Here is an 18,435-nt window from a genome sequence, read left to right as displayed (position 1 = left end):
ATGTCCGACACCACCACCCTGGACAGGACGAGCCCGCTCCCGGCCCGGCCGGCCGCGACCCGGCGACGGGCCCGCGGGCCGGGCGGCATGTCGCCGCGGGTCGGCTGGCTGTTCATCCTGCCCAACCTGCTCGGGTTCGCGCTGTTCACGCTGATCCCGTTGCTGTCCGGGCTCGCGATCGCCTTCACGGACTGGGATGTCGTGTCCGGGCTGGAGGGACTCAGCTTCGTCGGCCTGGCCAACTTCACCGAGCTGGCAGGCGATCCGGCGTTCTGGTCGGCGGTCCGGCGGACGCTGACGTACGCGGGCTTCGGGGTGCCGCTCACCATGGCCGGCGGGATGGCGCTCGCCCTGGCCCTGAACGGCGAGGTGCCGGGCCGCGCGGCGTTGCGGGTGATCTTCTTCATCCCGCACATCGTGTCGTCGATCGCGATCGGCTTCGTCTGGCTGCTGCTGCTCAATCCGTCCAGCGGCCTGATCAACCTCGGCCTGACCACGATCGGGATCAGCGATCCGCCGACCTGGCTCGTCTCGCAGGACTGGAGCCTGCCGTCGCTGATCCTGATCGCGATCTGGTCCGGGGTCGGCTTCCACGCCGTGATCTACCTGTCGGCGCTGCAGAGCATGCCGACCGACCTGCACGAGGCCGCCGCGATCGACGGCGCCGGGCCACTGCGCCGGTTCTTCACGGTGACCTGGCGGTCGCTGATGCCGACCACGACGTTCCTGTTGATCACGTCCATGATCAGCCAGTCGCAGGGCTTCGGGCTGATCGCGTTCCTGACCCAGGGCGGCCCGGGTGATTCGAGCACCACGATGTCGTACCTGATGTATCAGAACGGCTTCCAGTTCTACCGGTTCGGCTACGCGGCAGCGATCGGCGTCACCAGCTTCATCGGTGTGTTGATCTTGAGCGTGCTGTTCTGGCGGCTGCAACGAAACCAGGGGCTGTACTCATGACCGCGACCACCGCACTCCCCCGGACGGCGGAGCCGATCCGCCGTACGCCGGCGCGCAACCGGCCGGCCGCGCGGGCCCGCCGCTACACCAAGGCGATCATCCTCTGGACGCTGGCCGTCGGCTTCCTGCTGCCGTTCGTCTGGATGATCTCGTCGTCGCTGAAGCGCAACCTCGACGTGTTCTCGATCCCGGTGCGCTGGATCCCGGATCCGGTGCAGTGGGCGAACTACGCCGAGGTGTGGTTCGGTGAGGCGTCGATCGCCCGCTACTTCGGGAACTCGCTGATCGTCTCGCTGATCGGCGTGGTCGGCGACCTGACCACCTCCTCGATGGCCGGGTACGCGTTCGCCCGGCTCACCTTCGCCGGCCGGGACAAGATCTTCCTGCTTTACCTGGCCACCGCGATCGTGCCGATGCAGCTGCTGCTGATCCCGCGGTTCATGTACTTCCAGCAACTCGGGCTCTACAACACGCTCTGGGCGCTGATCCTGCCGGGCATCTTCACGATCTTCGGCACATTCCTGATCAGACAGTTCTTCGTCGCCGCACCGCCCGAGCTCGGCGAGGCGGCCCGGATCGACGGCGCCAACGAGTGGCAGGTGTTCTGGCGGATCTATCTGCCACTGGCCCGCCCGGTGCTGGCCGCGCTCGCGATCATCAGCTTCGTCGGTTCCTGGAACGACTACGAGACGCCGCTGATCATGCTGTCGGACAAGTCGAGCTATACCGTGCCGCTCGGACTGACCCAGTTCGTCGACTCGGACGGCGGCCTGTCGGCCGGGCTGGCGATGGCGGCCTCCGTCTCGTCGGTGATCCCGATCATGATCGTGTTCCTGGTCTTCCAGCGGAACTTCATCGCCGCCCTGGCCCACAGCGGCCTCAAGTGATCACCAGGAGCTGAATCTCCCGGAGCCGGACACCGGCCCGTCCGCTCAGCGGCGGGCCGGGTCCAGCGGCGCGGGCGGGATCGGCTGGTCGTTCGCGGTCAGGTCGATGCCGAAGTCCTTGGCCCAGACCATCCGGGTCTCGACCGCGACGTCGTCGTCCTGCTCGGTCAACGTGAAGACCCGGGCGCCGCGGAGCCGGTTGCGGTCGGCGCCGGCCAGGCCGTACGTGCCGAAGCCCGTGTTGCCGGCGTAGCCGAGCAGCACGCCGTAGTAGTCGCCGACGTAGGTGTTCACGTGATCATGGCCGCAGAAGACGCCCTTGACGTCGCCCCGGTCGAGGATCGCCGAGAACATGCCGCTGTTGATCGGCCCGGGGCACTCGTCCTCGTTCCGCTCGCCGATGATCTTGTGCCGGGCGACGGCGCGTTCATGATCGGCAGCCGTACGGCCGTCGACACTGCCCCACCACATGAACCGGTACTCCCACAGCGGGATGTGGATGAACATCAGCCCCGGCACGGTGCGGCCGGCCTCCCGCTCCACGCGGCGCGAGGTCTCGGTGTACCAGTGCACCTGGTTCATCCGGAGCCAGTCCCAGGTCGGGTAGCCCTCGAAGTCCTGCCCGGCGATCTTCTCCGGGGCGTAGCGGCCGCTGTCCAGCAGGAACAGGTTGAAGGCCGGCCGGCGTCCCGACGAACCGTTGATGATCAGGTTCATGTTGCCGGTCCCGGTGACGTCGTCCGGTCCGGGCCGGTTCAGGTTGTGGGCGTACGAGCGGTAGAAGGCGAGCATGTCCGGCTCGTCCAGACCGGTGTCCGGGGTGGAGTCCTCGTCGTGGTTGCCGAACGTCACCGCCCACGGAATCTTCCGGCTCTCCATCGGCAGCACCACGTTGTTCATCGCCTGCCGCATCGCCAGCGCGTCCTCGCAGCCGCCGGTGATGTTGTCGCCGTTCATGATCACGAGATCCGGCTTGACCGAGTCGAGCGTCTTCTCCATCAGCTCGATCGTCCGGCGGTCGATCTGCTCGTCGTCCTGGGTGTCGTTGAACTGGACGATGGTGAACGAGCCGTCCTTGCCGAAACTGAGCGGCCGGGCGCCCTGCGGCTGGGCCTGGGCCGGGATCGCGTTCATCGCCGCCGCTCCGAGACCGACCGCGGCCGCGGCGCCGCCGATGCCGATGAACCGGCGCCGGTCGATGCCGGGGGTCGGTTCGTCCGCTCCGGGCAGGTGTTGATCATGGTCAGTCACAGTAGTCCCCCGTCTGGCGTCCGGCGCTGTCGGCCGGGACGCTAGGCGGCGGAGGCCTCCACCGCCGGTCACCCACCCGACGGCCAGATGACGAGTGGGTGACCAGCCGGCGCCGGTCAGACGCGTTCCAGGATCCGCCCGGTACGCACCTCGCGCAGCGCCGCCGACCAGAGGGTCAGCTGGTCCAGCATCCGGCCCAGGGCCGCGGTCTGCACGTCGCCCGCCCGGAGCACGGTGAAGTCCTCGAAGTCGTTGTACAGCGACAGCGTGACCTGCTCCCGTACCGTCGCCAACTGGAGTTCGGCGGCGACCAGCCGCAGATGCTCGACCGCCCGGGCCCCGCCGACCGCGCCGTAGCTGACGAAGCCGGCCGCCTTGTTGGTCCACTCCTGGTACAGGTAGTCGATGGCGTTCTTCAGCACCCCGGACGTCGAGTGGTTGTACTCGGGCGTCACGAACACGTACCCGTCGAACCGATCGATCGTCTCGGCCCACCGGAGCGTGTGCGCGCCCGCGTACTGACCGGCCGAAGCGGGGATCGGCTCGTCGAGATGCGGCAGCGGATGGTCGAGCAGATCGATCAACTCGTACTCGGCGTCGGTGCGTCCGGCCGCCTGCTCCAGCACCCACTGCGCGACCGCCGCGCCGTTGCGCCCGGGCCGGGTGCTGCCGAGGATGATGCCGATCCTGATCATGAGTTCTCCTGGGGTCACGGGAAGAAGCCGCGCCTCCTCCCTGTTGTCGTCAGCAGAACGTGGCGTACGGGTGGCGCATTTCGGCTCCGCCATCCGCACTTCGAAGTGCGTCACGCACCTGAACGGACGAGAAGGGATCGAGCATGACGGAGGCGGAACAGGTCAGGCCGCGGGACTGGGTCCTGTGCACCGACGACCGCAGCCAGCAGCACGTCCGAGACCGGCTCCGGATGGTCGGCGACAAGTGGTCCCTGGTCGTCGTCTCGCTGCTGGTGCCCGGGCCGCTCCGCTTCACCGAGCTGATGCGCGAGGCCGAGGACATCTCGCACCGGATGCTGACCCAGACCCTGCGCGGGCTGCAGCGGGACGGCCTGGTCACCCGTACCGCCTATCCGGAGGTGCCGCCGCGTGTCGTGTACGAACTCACCGAACTCGGCCACACCCTGCTCGGCCCGCTCAACGCGCTCACCGCCTGGGTGGAGACCCATCAGGACGCCGTCGAGCGGCACCGCAAGGAGTACGACAGCGACCTGCGATCATGATCAACGATGGGCCGCGATCCGTCCGCGATCGGATCGTCGGTTGCGGATCCATCGTCACGGGCTCCTCCTTGCCGATCCTGGCCACGAAGTCTATGTCCGAACCCTGGCGTGGGGCCTGACCCACGGCACCCCCTAGGTTGGGAGCCATGTTCAGGAAGGACGAGAGCCAAGGCTCCTTCGACGACTTCGACACCGTCAACGACCTGGTCGATCTCGGCTACGAAGTCGGCGATGCTGATGATCACGACGAACTGGTGCCGCACCTCGAGGAGCCGACGGACGGCCCCTGGGTGGCGCCGACTCCGGTCGAGAGGCTGCTGTACCGGGACAAGGACGACCCGGATGTGTCCGGCTACCTGTCGATTCTTGCGACGGTCGGGGTCTACCACCTGGTGGCGATCACCCACGCCCACCAGGACCCGGCGAAGCGTCAGCCGATCATCGCCGAGGCGGGCGACGGGCTGCGGGCGATGTCGGTCTACACCCTGGACGTGCTGCCTCGCCCGCATCCGAAGGTGGTCTACGAGTTCACCAACCTGCGTGGCCTGGTCGAGCTGCTCAGGGACGTCGACGTCTTGATGGTGAATCCGGGGACGCCGTGCCAGAACGCCCTGCAACTCGGCGACCAGATGCTCCAGCTGATGCTCCAACTGCATGACGAGTACTGGGAGCCCGGCTACTTCTCCGGCCGGATTCTGACCCGGCAGAGTAACGACACCGAGCCGGGCCCGCTCCTGCACGGACTGGCCTGCGGCGCACAGCTCTGTGTCACGAACGGCTACGCCTGGAACACCACCGAGCACCACGGCAACGGCTACAGCGGGGAACTCGCGCTGCTGGAGAAGTGGTGGGACATCAAGGTCCGCGAGGAGTGGCTGCAGATTCAGCGTCGGTTGCTCAACCTCGATGTCGGTACGTCGGGCTGGGACGACCTGATGCACACCCGTAACGAGCTGGCCGACCGGTTCGGCGGACCGGTCGACGCCGCGCAGTGGCAGCAGTACGACGAGTCGGCGATCCGCCGGCACGTCGCGCAGTCCGGCGCTCCCGCTCAGCCGGGAGAGAATCCCGGGCTCGACGAGGCCGTCGCGGCCCGCGGCGAGTTGATCATGAAGATCCTCCGCTACGAGGAGCTGTTCCGCGTGGACGAACTGCTCCCCGCCGGCGGCTACGTACGTTCCACCGCGGCCTGGGATCTGGGCCGTGCCTCCGCCATGGCCCGCTGGGGCCGGAGCACCCGCTTCTGCACCCAGGCCGAGATGTTCGGCGTCCTCCGCGAGATCAGCCAGCAGGCCCAACGCCGCTATGCCTCCTGGGAGGAGTTCGGCGTCGCCTACCTTCTCGGCCGCTGCATCCAGTTCGGCGGGGACGTCTCGCGCGAGTGGTACACCGAGGCTCACGACATCCACAAGAATCTGCTCAGCAACGAGCAGAGCCCGTGGCGCACCGTACCCTTCCGGTCCGGAGATCAGCCGGTCGAGTCGTTGTAGTTGGCGATCGTGAGCGCGACGTTCTCCTCGACCTTGCGCATCGACTCGGCCGGGTCCTGACCGATCAGGACCCGTTCGAGGCCGTCCTCGGAGGCCTTCCGGATCTGCGGCATCGAGCCGGCCACGCAGCCGGTGCTGGTCGGCCGGACCTCGGTCGCGTTCAGCGAGTCGATGGCGACCTGGAACTGCGGGTTCTTGGCCAGGTATTCCTTCTCCACCGGGAGTTCCAGGGCCTCCGGGTTCACCGGGAAGTAGCCGGTGTTGGTGTGCCAGAAGGCCTGCGACTCGGGCGTGGAGAGGAACTGGACGAACCGCCAGGCGGCCTCCTTCTCCTCCTCGGTGTGCCCGGGACCGGAGATCCACAGGCTGGCGCCGCCGATCGACGGGCCGGCACCCGGCTGCAGGTCGCCGGCCACCACCGGGTACGGCGCGACGCCGACCTCGAACTTGCCCTCGGCGGCGGCCAGGAACGACTTCAGCGACCCGGTCGACTCGAGCGTCATCGCGGTCTGCCCGGCCTTGAAGGCGTCCTGGGCGTCCTTGGTGGCGCGGCCGGTGTTGACCGCGAGGCCGTCGTTGATCATGGCCCGCCACCAGGTGACGGTGTCGATCAGCAGCGGCGAGTCGAGGTCGACGCCGGTGACCCGCTCGCCGGACCGTCCGTTGTCGGCATCGCAGTAGAGCTGGTTCGCGGTCGAGGTCAGCTGCTCCAGCAGCCAGCCGTAGATCGCGGCGCCGAACCCGTACTGGATCGGGCCGCCGCGGGACTTGGACAGCTTCTCCGCCGCCGCCCGGATCTCGGCCAGGTTGCTCGGCGGGTCGTCCGGGTCGAGGCCGGCCTCGCGGAACGCCGTCTTGTTGAAGTACAGCAGCGGAACCGAGCTGTTCAGCGGCATCGACCACTGCTTGCCCGCGACCGTGTAGTAGCCGGCGATGTTCTTCTGGATCGTGCTCAGGTCGTAGTCGTCGCGGGCGGCGAAGTCGGCGACCGGGACCACCTGTTTGGAGTCGATCATGAACTGGGTGCCGATGTCATAGATCTGCACCATGGACGGCGTGGTGTTGGACTGGACGGACGCCTTGTACTTCGTGATCGCGTCGTCGTAGGCGCCCTGGAAGGTGGCCTTGACCTCGATCTTGCCCTGGTTCCCGGCGTTGAACTGATCCACCAGCTTGTTCAGGGCCACACCGTTGCTGGCGTCCATCGAGTGCCAGAAGCTGATCGTGGTGACGCCGTCGGCCCGGTCCAGGACATCCTTCGCCGGTACGTTGAGGTTGCCCTCCGGCCGGCCACCGCCGCATCCGGCCAGCAGCAGCACCATGATCAGCAGGTACGCGAGCCGTCGTTGCATGATCATCACTTCCCGGCTCCGGCGGTCAGTCCGCGAACGATGAACTGCTGCCCGAACAACACCAGCAGCAGGGTCGGGATCAGGGCCAGGACGACGCCCGCCAGCACCATGCCCGGGTCGCCGGCGTCCACCGACTGCAGTTGGGTGATGCCGATCTGGATCGTCTGGTTCTCCGGCGCCTGCGTGATCAGCAACGGCCAGAAGTACATGTTCCAGGCGGACAGGAAGGACCAGACACCGAGGGCGGCGAGGGTCGGCCGGGTGAGCGGGATGACGATCCGCCAGAGGAAGCCGAAGTCGCTGACGCCGTCCACCTTCGCCGCGTCGCGCAACTCCATCGGGAAGGCCAGGAACGCCTGCCGGACCAGGAAGACGCCGAACCCGGCCGCCAGGTACGGCAGCGCCAGTGCCCACACCGTGTTGACCAGCCCGAGCTCGGCCATCGCCAGGTAGTTCGGGATGATGATCGCCTCCCAGGGGATCATCATCGTGCTGAGCAGCAGGAAGAACCAGAACCGGCGAGCCCGCAGCTTGAGGAAGACCAGGGCGTACGCCGCAGCGACGCTGGTGATCAACTGGCCGAGCACCACCAGGATGGCGACGGCGAACGAGTTCCCGTACTGCTGGACGAGCGGGATCACGTCCAGCGCGGAGGCGTAGTTCTGTGGCGTGAAGCCGTGCACCGGCCACAGCTTCGGCGGGAACGTGTTGATGTCGGCCGGCGACATGAAGCTGCCGATGATCACGTAGTAGACCGGGAACAGCAAGATCAGGAACAGCAGCCCGAGGGCGACATAGGTGCCGGGTCCGACCCGAGTCGACTTCGGCCCGCCGCGGCGCGGGCTGCGCTTGGTGGTGGTCGGTTCGACCGTTGCGATGGCCATCAGCTGTAGTACACCCGCCGCTCGAGGACGCCGAACTGGAACGCGGTGATCGCCAGGACCACGATCAGCAGCACGATCGCCTGCGCCGAGCCGTACCCGAAGTTGGAGTTGTTGTTGGCGAACGCGACGTCGTAGATCGAGTAGACCAGCGTGGTCGTCGTCCGGTCCGGGCCGCCCCGGGTCAGGATGTGGATCTGGCCGAAGCTCTGCAGGGCCTGGATCGTCCCGGTGACGGCCAGGAAGAACAGCTGTGGGCTGATCAGCGGCATGATCACGCCGAACTGCAGCCGCAGCCCGTGGGCGCCGTCCAGCCGGGCCGCCTCCAGCACGTCGTCCGGCACCGCGCCGAGCCCTGCCGACAGCACCAGCAGGTTGTAGCCCAGTTGCATCCAGACCGCGGTGATCGCCACCGAGATCAGCGACCAGCGCGGATCGGTGAGCCAGCCGACCGGGGCGACGTTGATCATGGACAGCATCCCGTTGAGGACACCGGTGGCGGGGTTGAACATCACCCCGAACAGCACCGCCGCGGTCGCCACCGAGAACGCGAACGGCAGCGCGAACGCGGTCCGGAACAGCCGGATCGCCCTGATCTTGTCCTGCAGCAGCAGGGCCAGCAGCAGCCCGATCGCCATGCTCGGGATCACCGTGAGCAGGACGAAGCCCAGCGTGGTGAGCAGGATCCGGCCGAACTCGGGATTCGTGAACAGGTTGGCGTAGTGGGCGAACCCGACCAGGCCGGTCGGCCGGCCGAAGATGTCACTCCGGGTGAACGACAGGTAGATCGAGCGCCCCAGCGGGACGAAGAAGAACGCGACGAACACGACCAGCGCCGGAATCAGGTAGGCGAAAGCCGCCAGGTTGTTCCGCAGGCTCGATCGGCGTACCCGGCCCACGTCGATCGGGCCAACCGCAGCGTCGGCCATGTCCCGAACCCTAGACCGAAATCCGCGGCCCGGGCGGGTGCGGCTCCCGGTGTGTCGTGCCGGTTAGCATCGCAGGGTGCAGCAGTTCACCGGTACCACCCGGGCCGCGTACGTGAACCAGCCGGGGCCGCCCGAGTCGATCATGGTCGGGTCCCTGCCGGTGCCGCCGCTCGGCGATGATCAGGTCCTGATCCGGGTCGAGGTGGTCGCCGTGAACCACGTGGACACCTTCATCCGGTCCGGTGCGTACCGGACGCCGCTGCCGTACCCGTTCGTGATCGGTCGTGATCTTGCCGGCACGGTGATCGCCACCGGCCCGTCGGTGGCCTGGCCGGCGCCGGGCGCGCGGGTCTGGTGCAACAGCCTCGGCCACGGCGGCCGGCAGGGCTCGTTCGCCGAGTTCGTGGTCGCCGACGCGGAACGGGTCTATCCGCTGCCGGCCGGGGTTCCCGGTGAGCGGGCCGTCGCGGTCGCCCACGCCGCGGCCACCGCGCACCTCGGGCTGCACCGCGAGGCGCGGGTCCGGCCGGGTGAGACCGTCCTGGTGGACGGCGCCGCCGGGGCGGTCGGCTCGGCGGCGGTCCGGCTCGCCGCCGCAGCCGGGGCCCGGACCATCGCGGTCAGCTCCGCGGGCGGGCTGGCCGCCGCGGAACGGTCCGGCGCCGACCGGATCCTGGCCCGGGACGACCTGGACCGCCTCGACGAGGGCGTCGACGTCTGGTGGGACGCCTCCGGCCGGTTGGACGCGGCCCGGGTGCTGCCGGCGATGAACCTCGGCGGCCGGCTCGTCGTCATCGCCGGACTCGATCACATCGCCTCGTTCCCGCTGGGTGCCTTGTACACCAGGGATCTGAGCCTGCACGGCTTCGCCATCAGCAACGCGTCCGCGGCCGAGTTGCGCGCCGCCGCCGACATGATCAATTCGCTGCTCGCGGCCGGAGGACTCGACACCGAGGTGTACGCGACGCTGCCGCTGGACCGGGCCGCCGAGGCGCACCGGCTGGTCGAGCAGGGTGTGCCGGGGAAGATCCTGGTCAGGATCGACGCGCAAAGCCACCACGCTCCCTGAGCTTGTCGAAGGGCAGGCCACAACTGCTCTGGCCCTTCGACAGGCTCAGGGCACGATGCTGGGGCTTGGCCCTTCGACAAGCTCAGGGAACGACTGGTGCGCGCAGCGTCAGCAGGGCGGCGCGGGCGATCGCGTCGGTCTCGCGCAGGAACCGGGAGTTGGTGCCGGCGATCGGGCCGAGCTGGGTGCCGTAGAGGAGCCCTTCCAGCGGGACGCCACAGGCGAAGATCCGGGGCTGTTCGCTGCCGTCCTTCCCGACCACCCGGTACGGTTCCGGGCCGACCTCGACCGCACCGGAGTCGAACGGTTGATCATGGTCGGGGATCAGGTAGCTCCGCGCCAGCCCGGCGTCCCGCAGCCCGGCCAGCAAGGGATCGTCGGTGGTCCGCAGGTCAGGCGGCGGCAGGTAGGCCTCGACGAACGCCGGTGCCGCAACCTCGCTGCCCAGCACCTGCGCCGACGACGCCAGGAAGCCGTCCTCCCGATCCGCGATGATCATGCCCGGCCCCACCGGCCGGACCAGGCCGGCCTCGGTGAGCGCGATCAGTTCGGCGATCCGGCGGGCCGGCGGGCCGCTGGCCAGCGAACCGGCGAAGCCCTTGTACCAGCGGTCCACCTCGGCGTCGTACGAGTGCCCGAGCAGGCCGCCGTAGCGGACCAGGGTGCGCAGCGAGGTGCGGCCCTGGCCGAACATCACCGAGGCCACCTTGAGCGGACTGTCCAACCCGAGCCCGGCCTCGGCCAGGTCGCGCCGGAGATCGTCGAGCCACCAGTCGCGGAACGCTTCCGGAGAAGGGAAACTGCGGTCGACCAACGGCCGGTCCCACTCCGCCAGGTCGGCCCGGTCGGCCGGATCAGGGACCGCGGACGAGATCGTCTCGGCCAGCTCGGCGCTGTCCCAGGCGCACTCCCGTAGCGCCTTCATGATCGACTCCGGGTCGCCGGCGAACGCGTCGGGCCGGACCCGGCTCAGCGTCGCGTAGTAGACGGCGAGCGTGTCCTTGACGATCAGCGGCCACAGGTCCGTCCGGAAGTCGATCTTGCCGCGCCGCTCCAGCCGCTCGACCACCTCGTCGGTCAGGAAGGCGTGCGGGAGCTTCGGCGTCATCGTGCCGAAGATCGCCTTGGCCCGGTACGGCGTGCCACGGCCGGACCCGACCATCATGATCGGCTCCGCCCCGCTCGGCCGGTAGACCAGCCCGTCCTCGGTCTCGGCGAACCGTCCGCCGCGGCCCTCGGTGAGCAGCGAGACGTAGTCGAAGAAGTTCATCCCGAGCCCGCGCAGGATCACCGGCTGCGCGGCGCCGACATCGGAGAGGTCCCGGTCGATCGGGTTCGTCGGCCGCCCGTAGAACCGACCATGATCACGAGCATGATCGATCCGGTGCCGTTCCCGGTCCCCCGCCACCAGGTCGACATGGCCGGTGGCCAGCGCCACGGCCGCGGCGTCGATCACGGTGCCGTCGGCCAGTTCCACCGCGACCTGCTCCGGACCGGGACGCAGCGCCACGGCGGCCTGGCGGTGCTCGACCACCCGCATCGTCGGCGGCAGCCGCTCCAGATCGGTGCGGAGACACCAGTCGAGATAGGCGCCCAGCAGCCGGCGCGGCGGATGCGAGTGCGGCTTCATCGAGGCCGCCATCGCCGCCAGTTCCGGATCGGCGGCCTCGAGCTCACCGTCGGCGATCCGGCGGCACCAGCCGTACAGCGTCGGTCCGGGGACGATCGGGCCGGCGCACCGTACCGAATCGTCGGTGAAGTGGGTCGCGTCGTCGCACAGGGTGTTCATCAGCAGGTGGCCGGGCTGGTCCGGGCGCCAGACCCGGCCGCCGACCGGGGCCGGGTCGACCAGGTGGATGATCACCGGCTGGTCGGCGGCCAGGCCGGCGTTCGCGATCAGGCGCTCCACCAGTGACACCCCGCGGGGTCCGGCACCGATGATCACGATCGCCCGCGGCGCCGCCTCGTCGCTAGCCACTCGCGCGTTCCGCCCGGCGGTAGCTGCGCAGGTAGAAGTAGGCGGCGCCGGTGAGCAGGATCGCCGTGCAGACGGCCAGCGCGGAGGCCTGGCCGATGCTCTGCGCGTCGAACGCCAGCGACCTGATCTCCAGCGGTACGGTCACGGCGGCCCGGTCCGGCCCGCCGCCGTTGGACAGCAGGAACGGCAGGTCGAAGTCGTACGCGGTCCAGATCGTGCGGAGCAGCGCGCCGGCCAGGACCACCGGCACGATCGCCGGCACCGTGACCGTGCTGAACCGGTGCCGGGCGCCGCCGCCGTCGACCGAGACCGCCTCGTACAACTCTCTCGGGATGGTCTGCAGCCGGGCCAACACGATGATCACGAAGAACGGCGTGTACTTCCAGACGTTCACCACGATCACCGTGCCGAGCAGCGTCGACGGATCGCTCAGCCAGGAGACCGGCGCATCGATCAGGCCGATCGTCTGCAGCAGATAGTTGATCAGTCCGGTGACGTCGTTGAACATGAACCGGAAGATCAACGCGACCACGATCGCCGGCACCATGTACGGGAACAGGACCAGCCCGCGGGCCAGGCCCTGGAAGCGCAACCCGGCGTTCAGCAGCAGGGCGACCCCGACGCCGAGCACGACCTGGAGCACCAGGTTGGCCACCGTCCAGACCACGCTGCGGCCGATCGAGGCCACCGTCTCCGGAGAGGAGAAGATCGCCACGTAGTTGCCCAGCCCCGCCCAGCTGGCGGCACCGGTGTTGATGTCCACGTCGTTGAACGAGTTCCAGGCCGCCATCGCGAACGGGTAGAACGCGAACACGATGATCAACACGGCCGCCGGGGCCGCCATCGCCGCGGCCAGCTGCCGGTCGGACAGGCCGGACCGGCGGGGCTTCTCCGGGTCGCGGCCCTCGGTCCGGGCCTTCTCCCGCGAGCTGACGTACGAGCCGGTCATCCGCGCACCGCCCCTTCCCCGATTCCGGAGATCAGCCACCGCTGGGCCACCAGGAACAAGATCACCACCGGCGCCACGATGGTCAGCGCGGCCGCCATCAGCAGGCCCCAGGACTCGGTGCCCATGTGCCCCATCAGCAGGAAGATCGCGGCGTTCGCCGGCAGCTTCGAGTTGGTCGTCATCAGGGTGGAGGCGAACAGGTACTCGCTCCAGGCCGCGTTGAAGGTGAAGATCCCGGTGCTGATCAGCCCGGGCGCCGCCTGCGGCAGCACGACCCGCAGGAACGCGCCGAACCGGGTGCACCGGTCGATCATGGCGGCTTCCTCGATGTCCACCGCGATGCCGGTGAAGTAGGACCGCAGGATCCACAGCGCGAACGGCAGCAGCGTCGCGGTGTAGAGCACGGCCAACGCCACCCGGTTGTCGCCGAGCCCCGACCCGAACAGGATCTGGGTCACCGGGACCAGCACCAGGATCGGCGGGATCAGGTACGCCACCAGAGACAGCTCGCCCAGCACCCGGACCAGCCGGTAGTCGAACCGGGCCATCGCATAGGCCGCCAGGGTGCCGAAGATCAGCGCGCCGGCCGTCGCCGCGGCCGAGATGACCAGGCTGTTGATCACGTAGGTGCCGAAGTCGTACAGCGTGAACAGCGACACGAAGTGCTCACCCGTGAGCTGTTGCGGCAGCAACGTCGGCGGGTACGCGGCGATCTCGGAGTCCGGCCGGATCGCGTTGATCAACACCCAGACCAGCGGACCGGCCGAGATCAGCAGCACCAAGATCAACAACAGGTACTGCAGGATCCGGACCGGGCGCGGCCCGCGACGTCGAGCCTGGGTGCGGCCGACGGCCACTACCGGCTCACCTCGGGCTTCCAGTCCGGGTTCTTGGCCCGCCAGGCGTCGGCCTTCTCCCCCATCAGCTTGGCCGTCTTCTGCCAGGCCGCGTCCACCGACTCGCCCTTCAGCAGGATGTCCTGGAACATGGTCCCGTCCAGCGGCGGCGACGGCCAGATGTCCGGCGCCCACGGGCACATGTTCAAGATCTTGCCGTCGAACGTCTTGCCGGTCACAGCGCCCATCGACACCGACGAGGTCATCGCGTTCGGCACCTGATCGATGAAGGCCTGCAGCCACTCCTTGCGCTTGGCCAGGTAGCCGTCGGTCGCGCCGGCGATCTTGTCCTGCATCAGCTTCAGCACGCTCTTCATCGGCGGCAGCAGGTGCCCGGGCACGGTCAGCGCGAACGCCAGCGCGTCCTCGCCGGTGGTCAGCCGGCGCAGGAAGTCCTTCGCCAGGTCGGGATCGGAGGTGCGCGCGTAGAGGCCGTACTGCTGGCCGGAGCCGAAGTGCAGCTGGCCGGTCATGAACGGGCCGGCCGGGACCGGCATCACGCCGGTGTTGTCGGCCACCTTGGCGGCACGGTCGTCGATCGTCACGCCGAGCCGGCCGGGGAAGGTGGCGAACGCGGCCTGGCCGGCGCTGTAGATCGTCACGATGTCGCCGTACGCCGCGTTGTAGAGCGACTTCGGTGCGTACTTCATGATGTCGGTGAACCGCTGCACCGCGTCGCGTACCTCGGGCTGGTCGAAGGTGAGCTTGCCCTCGGTGTCGAAGTAGTCCCAGCCGGACTGGTAGATGTACGGCGCGAAGAACTGCAGCGGAAGCTGCGCGGTGGCGCCGACGGCCATCGCGATGCCGACCTGGTTCTCGCCATCCCTTTGGTGCAAGGCCTTCACGGCGTTCAGATACTCGTCGTACGAGGTCGGCACCGGCAGCCCGGCGGCGTCCAGCAGGTCCTTGCGGTAGTAGACGAGCGAGGAGTTGGACTGCAGCGGGATGCCGTAGTCGTGACCGCCGATCACGATCCGGGTGCCGGGCAGGAAGTCGTCCTTGCCGATCTCCTCGACAAGATCATCGAGCTCGGCCAGGTGGCCGGCCTGCTGGAAGTCGGAGAACGAGCTCACCGCCGGCGAGAAGATCCCGACGTCCACGTTGTTCTGGAACGCCGTGGTCAGGTACTGCAGCTGGTTGGCGTCCGCGTAGACGGTGACCTTGACCGTCTTGCCCGGATGATCTTTCTCGAACTTGGCGATCACCATGTTGTAGTAGGCCAGCGTGGCCGGGTCGTTCTCCACGGTGTAGAGCGGGATCACGTTCGGATCGCCGTTGCGCTCCGAGGACCCGCCGGCCGGCTGCTGGGTCAGCCCGCCGCCGCAGGCCGTCAGCAACGCAGCCGAGGAGAGGCCCATGGCGGCGGTCAGGAAGCCGCGCCGGCCGATGTCGCCGGCGACCAGCTGCCCGCGCAGCCGCCGTAGTTGATCAAGGTCATTCCGTACCGACGACATCACAATCCTTTCGAATACTGCGGGACTCGACTCGGCGCCGGGCCCAGCCACCGGCGGCCGAGGCGGGTGCCGCGGCCTCCAGGAAGGGGTCGACGACCGAGGAGATTTCGGCCCGCAGTGGTCGGCCGAGCAGATCCTCGGCCGCAGTGATCACGGAGTTGATCCGTGGGACGTCGATGCCGAGCCGCTCGGCGACGGCGGCATAGCCGGCCAGCCCGTACGGCACGTCGTCGGTGAGGTAGCGGTAGTCCGGCGAGGGCGGCGACGGCACGTCGGAGAACCCCGGGAAGCTGGCCAGGCACTCGTCGATGGTGCTGCCGGTCATCCCCTGGTCGGCGTAGAACCGCAGCAGCCACTCGGTGATCGACAACGATTCACCGCCGAGCTCCTCGACCAGCGCCAGCCGCTCCGCGTCCGCTGCCTCCAGCCGCGCCACCAGGTCGGCCAGCCGGCCGTCCCGGTAGAGCAGGAACGCCTCGCCGTCGACGATCCGGTCCGCGTTGAGCAGTGTGATCACCGGGTGCAGCAGGTGGTTGGTGTTCGACAGCGAGGTGGTGGCGAGATCGCTCGAGACCAGGTCCGGCAGGTAGCCGCTGAGCGCCCGGTGCACCTCGTCGGTCGCCTCGGCGTCGATCCCGGCCATCGGCATGGAGCGCTTGATCCCGCGCAGCGCGACGGTCCCCTCGCCGCCGCCGAGCGCCGGGAAGCCGGTCGCCTCGGCGACCACGGGCGGCGCGACGCCCCACTCCTCGAACAGCCGCCGAACCCGTACCACCGCGCCGAAGCCGCCCGGCGCCAGCAGCAGCACCCGGCCGGCCAGCAACTGGCGATGCTCGGACAACAAGGATTCCAGGCGACCACTGGTGGTGACCGCGACGTACACGTCGGCCGTCGGCCGGTCGATCACGCAGACGTCGATCGGACCGGAGCTGAGCCCTTCGATCCGTACCGCTCCGCGGGTCCGCCCCGGCCCGGGACCGAGCAGGACTGTGCGTCCGCTGCAGTGTGACGCGAGTCCCGCGACCACAACGGCCTGGCTGTCACCGATTACGGCGAGTGGCACGCAAACCTCCCCTACAAAGGTTAAGATGCGACAGGAACGCTACTAGAATTTCAGGCCGAGTACTAGCTCTGGCGAGCACCCGGCCCGCAGGTACCCGCACCGAGGAGGCAGGCGGCGCATGGAACTGTTGGCCGAGAAGGCGTACGTCACGATCAAGCAGGCGATCCTGTCCTGCACCATCGCTCCGGGCGAGGTGATCAACGAGAAGGCGTTCGCCACCCAGCTCGGCACCTCCAAGACGCCGATCCGGAACGCGATCAACAAACTCGCGGCCGACGGCCTGGTCGAGGTGTTCCCGCGGCAGGGCACGATCGTCCGGCACGTCTCGATCCGCGACATCAAGAACGTCTATCTGGTACGTGAGCTGACCGAACCGGGCACCTCGGCGCTGGCGGCAGCCCGGGCCACCGAGGCGGACATCCTCCGGCTCGAGGAACTGGACGACCTGCTGGTCGCGACCGGCACCGATTCGATAGACCTCGAGCAGCACGCCGCCTTCCACGTCGCCGTCGCCGAGATCACCCGGGTCCCGCAGCTGGTCACGATCATCGCCGGCCTTCATGATCAACTCCGCTGGTTCCTCGCCGCCCAGGCCGCCGACCACGGCCCCAAGCCGCGGAAGCGGAACCACCGCCGCCTGCTGGACGCCATCCGCGAGCACGACGCCGAACAGGCCCGCGCGATCACCGCCGAGACCATCGCGATGTCCCGCGACTGGATGCTCCAGAGCATGATCAAATACGGCGACGACTAACCCCTCCCCGGCCCCTCCGGCCCCTGGGCTCCCCCCCAACCCTCGCCGACTGGGCACAAGAGCAGCCGTTTTGGCGGCGTGTCGCTGCAGAGGTGCCCACTCGATGGGAACAGAGCGGGGAGCGACACTCGCACTCGCGATGAACCGACACCCCCGCTCCCCGCCAGGGCCAACGGCCCACCACTTCGCAGGAGCGGTCGCCCGCGATGAGTCGACGCCGGCGCCCTCGCAGGAGTGGATGTCCGCGCGCTCGCTGCGGACCCCCGTGCCGTACCTCCCATCGCCGACAGGGCAGTTGTGCAGCGACACGCCGCCAGAACGCCTGCTTTTGTGCCCGGTCAGCGGGGCTGTTGGGGGAGGGGGAGGGGAAGGGTTAGCGGAGGGCGGAGAGTTCTTGGAGGCGGGCGAACATGTCCGGGTCCGTGGTGTTGCAGCCGAGGTCGTGATCGATCTTGCCGACACCGTGGTAGTCGCTCGAGCCGGTCATGATCAGCCCGAGGCGGGCGCCGAGGCGGCGCAGTTCCTTCCGCTCGGCCGGATCGTGATCTTGGTGGTCCACCTCGACGCCGTCCAGGCCGTGCTCGTCGACCAGGCGTTCCAGCACCTCGGGCGGCAGCAGCCGCTTCCGGCCGCGGCCCCACGGGTGGGCGATCACCGCGACGCCCCGGGCCTGGTGGACCAGGTCGATCCCGCGCTCCAGCTCGACGGTGTAGCGGGCGACGTGGGCCGGGCCGCCGTCGGCCAGGAACCGGTCGAACGCCTCGGTCCGGTTCGCCACGTGGCCGGCGGCGACCAGGGCGTCGGCGATGTGCGGCCGGCCGACCGACGGGCTGGTGCCGACGTGGACCAGCACCTGCTCCTCGGTCACCGGGACGCCGAGCTCGGCGAGCTTGGCCAGCACCGGCGACAACCGGCCGGACCGGCCCTCCCGGATCTTGATCATCTCGGCGGTCAGCGCCGGGTCCTCCTCGTCCACCCCGTACGCCAGCAGGTGCACGCTGTGGCCGGCCCGCGAGGTCGACAGTTCGGCACCGCGGATCACCCGGACCCCGAGCCGCTCCCCCGCCGCGGCGGCCTCGTCCAGCCCGTCGAACGTGTCGTGGTCGGTGAGCGCGACCACGTCGAGCCCCGACTCCGCGGCCCGGGCCACCAGCTCGGCCGGGGCGTCGGTGCCGTCGGAAACCTTGGAATGCGTGTGCAGATCGATCCGCATGCGTCCAACCGTATTGGTCCCGCTCCGCCGCTCGGATCCGGGTGCGGTCCGGGAACTCTTCTTGGGGCCACT

17 protein-coding genes are annotated in these 18,435 nt (G+C 68.9%); 6 read left to right on the top strand and 11 right to left on the bottom strand.

Annotated features, from left to right (window positions below):
- Both ACFQU4_RS01440 and ACFQU4_RS01435 read left to right on the top strand, forming a co-directional pair.
- On the top strand, positions 1-960 hold the full coding sequence (locus ACFQU4_RS01440; RefSeq protein ID WP_377485939.1) for a carbohydrate ABC transporter permease: 960 nt from the start codon (positions 1-3) through the stop codon (positions 958-960).
- A complete protein-coding gene (locus tag ACFQU4_RS01435) occupies positions 957-1,847 on the top strand; it encodes a carbohydrate ABC transporter permease (protein WP_377485937.1) in 891 nt (296 codons plus the stop codon). The genes ACFQU4_RS01440 and ACFQU4_RS01435 overlap by 4 nt, the downstream gene beginning before the upstream one ends.
- A 45-nt stretch (positions 1,848-1,892) precedes the next feature.
- On the opposite strand, the gene ACFQU4_RS01430 is transcribed toward ACFQU4_RS01435, so the two are convergent.
- Together ACFQU4_RS01430 and ACFQU4_RS01425 are read right to left on the bottom strand one after the other, a co-directional pair.
- Positions 1,893-3,098 (bottom strand): metallophosphoesterase family protein, encoded by a 1,206-nt coding sequence (locus ACFQU4_RS01430; protein WP_377485935.1) that lies wholly within the window; start codon positions 3,096-3,098, stop codon positions 1,893-1,895.
- Positions 3,099-3,214: 116 nt separating this feature from the next.
- On the bottom strand, positions 3,215-3,793 hold the full coding sequence (locus ACFQU4_RS01425; protein ID WP_377485933.1) for an NADPH-dependent FMN reductase: 579 nt from the start codon (positions 3,791-3,793) through the stop codon (positions 3,215-3,217).
- Positions 3,794-3,936: 143 nt separating this feature from the next.
- Here ACFQU4_RS01425 and ACFQU4_RS01420 point away from each other — a divergent pair, with 143 nt between their 5' ends.
- Together ACFQU4_RS01420 and ACFQU4_RS01415 are read left to right on the top strand one after the other, a co-directional pair.
- Positions 3,937-4,335 carry a winged helix-turn-helix transcriptional regulator gene (locus ACFQU4_RS01420; protein ID WP_377485931.1) on the top strand — a complete coding sequence of 133 codons (399 nt, stop codon included), beginning with the start codon at positions 3,937-3,939 and terminating at the stop codon, positions 4,333-4,335.
- A 146-nt stretch (positions 4,336-4,481) separates the two neighbouring features.
- Entirely contained in the window at positions 4,482-5,825 is a 1,344-nt protein-coding gene (locus ACFQU4_RS01415; protein ID WP_377485929.1) for a DUF1266 domain-containing protein, read from the top strand.
- Here the strand turns inward: ACFQU4_RS01415 and ACFQU4_RS01410 are convergent.
- From ACFQU4_RS01410 to ACFQU4_RS01400, 3 genes are read right to left on the bottom strand one after another with little or no spacing between them, the layout of a single operon-like run.
- A complete protein-coding gene (locus ACFQU4_RS01410; protein WP_377485927.1) occupies positions 5,804-7,183 on the bottom strand; it encodes an ABC transporter substrate-binding protein in 1,380 nt (459 codons plus the stop codon). The genes ACFQU4_RS01415 and ACFQU4_RS01410 overlap by 22 nt on opposite strands.
- Positions 7,183-8,061, bottom strand: a complete 879-nt coding sequence (locus tag ACFQU4_RS01405; protein WP_377485925.1) for a carbohydrate ABC transporter permease — start codon at positions 8,059-8,061, stop codon at positions 7,183-7,185. The genes ACFQU4_RS01410 and ACFQU4_RS01405 overlap by 1 nt, the downstream gene beginning before the upstream one ends.
- Entirely contained in the window at positions 8,061-8,987 is a 927-nt protein-coding gene (locus ACFQU4_RS01400) for a carbohydrate ABC transporter permease (RefSeq protein ID WP_377485923.1), read from the bottom strand. Before ACFQU4_RS01400 ends, ACFQU4_RS01405 begins: the two co-directional genes overlap by 1 nt.
- Before the next feature lie 76 nt (positions 8,988-9,063).
- Between ACFQU4_RS01400 and ACFQU4_RS01395 the strand changes: the two genes are divergently transcribed.
- Positions 9,064-10,056 carry an alcohol dehydrogenase catalytic domain-containing protein gene (locus tag ACFQU4_RS01395; protein ID WP_377485921.1) on the top strand — a complete coding sequence of 331 codons (993 nt, stop codon included), beginning with the start codon at positions 9,064-9,066 and terminating at the stop codon, positions 10,054-10,056.
- 82 nt (positions 10,057-10,138) lie between these two features.
- Here ACFQU4_RS01395 and ACFQU4_RS01390 read toward each other — a convergent pair whose 3' ends face one another.
- The 5 genes from ACFQU4_RS01390 to ACFQU4_RS01370 are packed head-to-tail and all read right to left on the bottom strand — an operon-like array spanning position 10,139 to position 16,396.
- Positions 10,139-12,034 (bottom strand): FAD/NAD(P)-binding protein, encoded by a 1,896-nt coding sequence (locus ACFQU4_RS01390; RefSeq protein WP_377485919.1) that lies wholly within the window; start codon positions 12,032-12,034, stop codon positions 10,139-10,141.
- Positions 12,027-12,983, bottom strand: coding sequence for a carbohydrate ABC transporter permease (locus ACFQU4_RS01385; protein WP_377485917.1), 957 nt, complete (start codon positions 12,981-12,983; stop codon positions 12,027-12,029). Before ACFQU4_RS01385 ends, ACFQU4_RS01390 begins: the two co-directional genes overlap by 8 nt.
- Positions 12,980-13,840, bottom strand: a complete 861-nt coding sequence (locus tag ACFQU4_RS01380) for a carbohydrate ABC transporter permease (protein ID WP_377485915.1) — start codon at positions 13,838-13,840, stop codon at positions 12,980-12,982. The genes ACFQU4_RS01385 and ACFQU4_RS01380 overlap by 4 nt, the downstream gene beginning before the upstream one ends.
- On the bottom strand, positions 13,840-15,333 hold the full coding sequence (locus ACFQU4_RS01375) for an ABC transporter substrate-binding protein (protein ID WP_377485913.1): 1,494 nt from the start codon (positions 15,331-15,333) through the stop codon (positions 13,840-13,842). The genes ACFQU4_RS01380 and ACFQU4_RS01375 overlap by 1 nt, the downstream gene beginning before the upstream one ends.
- Complete coding sequence (locus tag ACFQU4_RS01370) at positions 15,314-16,396, bottom strand: NAD/NADP octopine/nopaline dehydrogenase family protein (protein ID WP_377485911.1); 1,083 nt, start codon at positions 16,394-16,396, stop codon at positions 15,314-15,316. The genes ACFQU4_RS01375 and ACFQU4_RS01370 overlap by 20 nt, the downstream gene beginning before the upstream one ends.
- A gap of 118 nt (positions 16,397-16,514) precedes the next feature.
- On the opposite strand from ACFQU4_RS01370, the gene ACFQU4_RS01365 reads away from it, so the two are divergent.
- Positions 16,515-17,150, top strand: a complete 636-nt coding sequence (locus tag ACFQU4_RS01365) for a GntR family transcriptional regulator (protein WP_377485909.1) — start codon at positions 16,515-16,517, stop codon at positions 17,148-17,150.
- 373 nt (positions 17,151-17,523) lie between these two features.
- On the opposite strand, the gene ACFQU4_RS01360 is transcribed toward ACFQU4_RS01365, so the two are convergent.
- Positions 17,524-18,363 (bottom strand): PHP domain-containing protein, encoded by an 840-nt coding sequence (locus ACFQU4_RS01360; protein WP_377485907.1) that lies wholly within the window; start codon positions 18,361-18,363, stop codon positions 17,524-17,526.
- Positions 18,364-18,435: the final 72 nt, after the last annotated feature.

The sequence above is a fragment of the Microlunatus sp. GCM10028923 genome, from assembly GCF_042666975.1.
In the GTDB taxonomy this organism is placed as follows: domain Bacteria; phylum Actinomycetota; class Actinomycetes; order Propionibacteriales; family Propionibacteriaceae; genus Microlunatus.
The sequence above is the reverse complement of the archived record's forward strand: the minus strand, read 5'-3'. Positions and strand labels throughout refer to the sequence as shown.

Bases quoted from the DNA above. Each gene is read 5' to 3' on its own strand.
- ACFQU4_RS01440 (WP_377485939.1), top strand. From the start codon at position 1: ATGTCCGACACCACCACCCTGGACAGGACGAGCCCGCTCCCGGCCCGG.
- ACFQU4_RS01435 (WP_377485937.1), top strand. From the start codon at position 957: ATGACCGCGACCACCGCACTCCCCCGGACGGCGGAGCCGATCCGCCGT.
- ACFQU4_RS01425 (WP_377485933.1), bottom strand. From the start codon at position 3,793: ATGATCAGGATCGGCATCATCCTCGGCAGCACCCGGCCCGGGCGCAAC.
- ACFQU4_RS01420 (WP_377485931.1), top strand. From the start codon at position 3,937: ATGACGGAGGCGGAACAGGTCAGGCCGCGGGACTGGGTCCTGTGCACC.
- ACFQU4_RS01415 (WP_377485929.1), top strand. From the start codon at position 4,482: ATGTTCAGGAAGGACGAGAGCCAAGGCTCCTTCGACGACTTCGACACC.
- ACFQU4_RS01410 (WP_377485927.1), bottom strand. From the start codon at position 7,183: ATGATCATGCAACGACGGCTCGCGTACCTGCTGATCATGGTGCTGCTG.
- ACFQU4_RS01405 (WP_377485925.1), bottom strand. From the start codon at position 8,061: ATGGCCATCGCAACGGTCGAACCGACCACCACCAAGCGCAGCCCGCGC.
- ACFQU4_RS01400 (WP_377485923.1), bottom strand. From the start codon at position 8,987: ATGGCCGACGCTGCGGTTGGCCCGATCGACGTGGGCCGGGTACGCCGA.
- ACFQU4_RS01385 (WP_377485917.1), bottom strand. From the start codon at position 12,983: ATGACCGGCTCGTACGTCAGCTCGCGGGAGAAGGCCCGGACCGAGGGC.
- ACFQU4_RS01375 (WP_377485913.1), bottom strand. From the start codon at position 15,333: ATGTCGTCGGTACGGAATGACCTTGATCAACTACGGCGGCTGCGCGGG.
- ACFQU4_RS01365 (WP_377485909.1), top strand. From the start codon at position 16,515: ATGGAACTGTTGGCCGAGAAGGCGTACGTCACGATCAAGCAGGCGATC.
- ACFQU4_RS01360 (WP_377485907.1), bottom strand. From the start codon at position 18,363: ATGCGGATCGATCTGCACACGCATTCCAAGGTTTCCGACGGCACCGAC.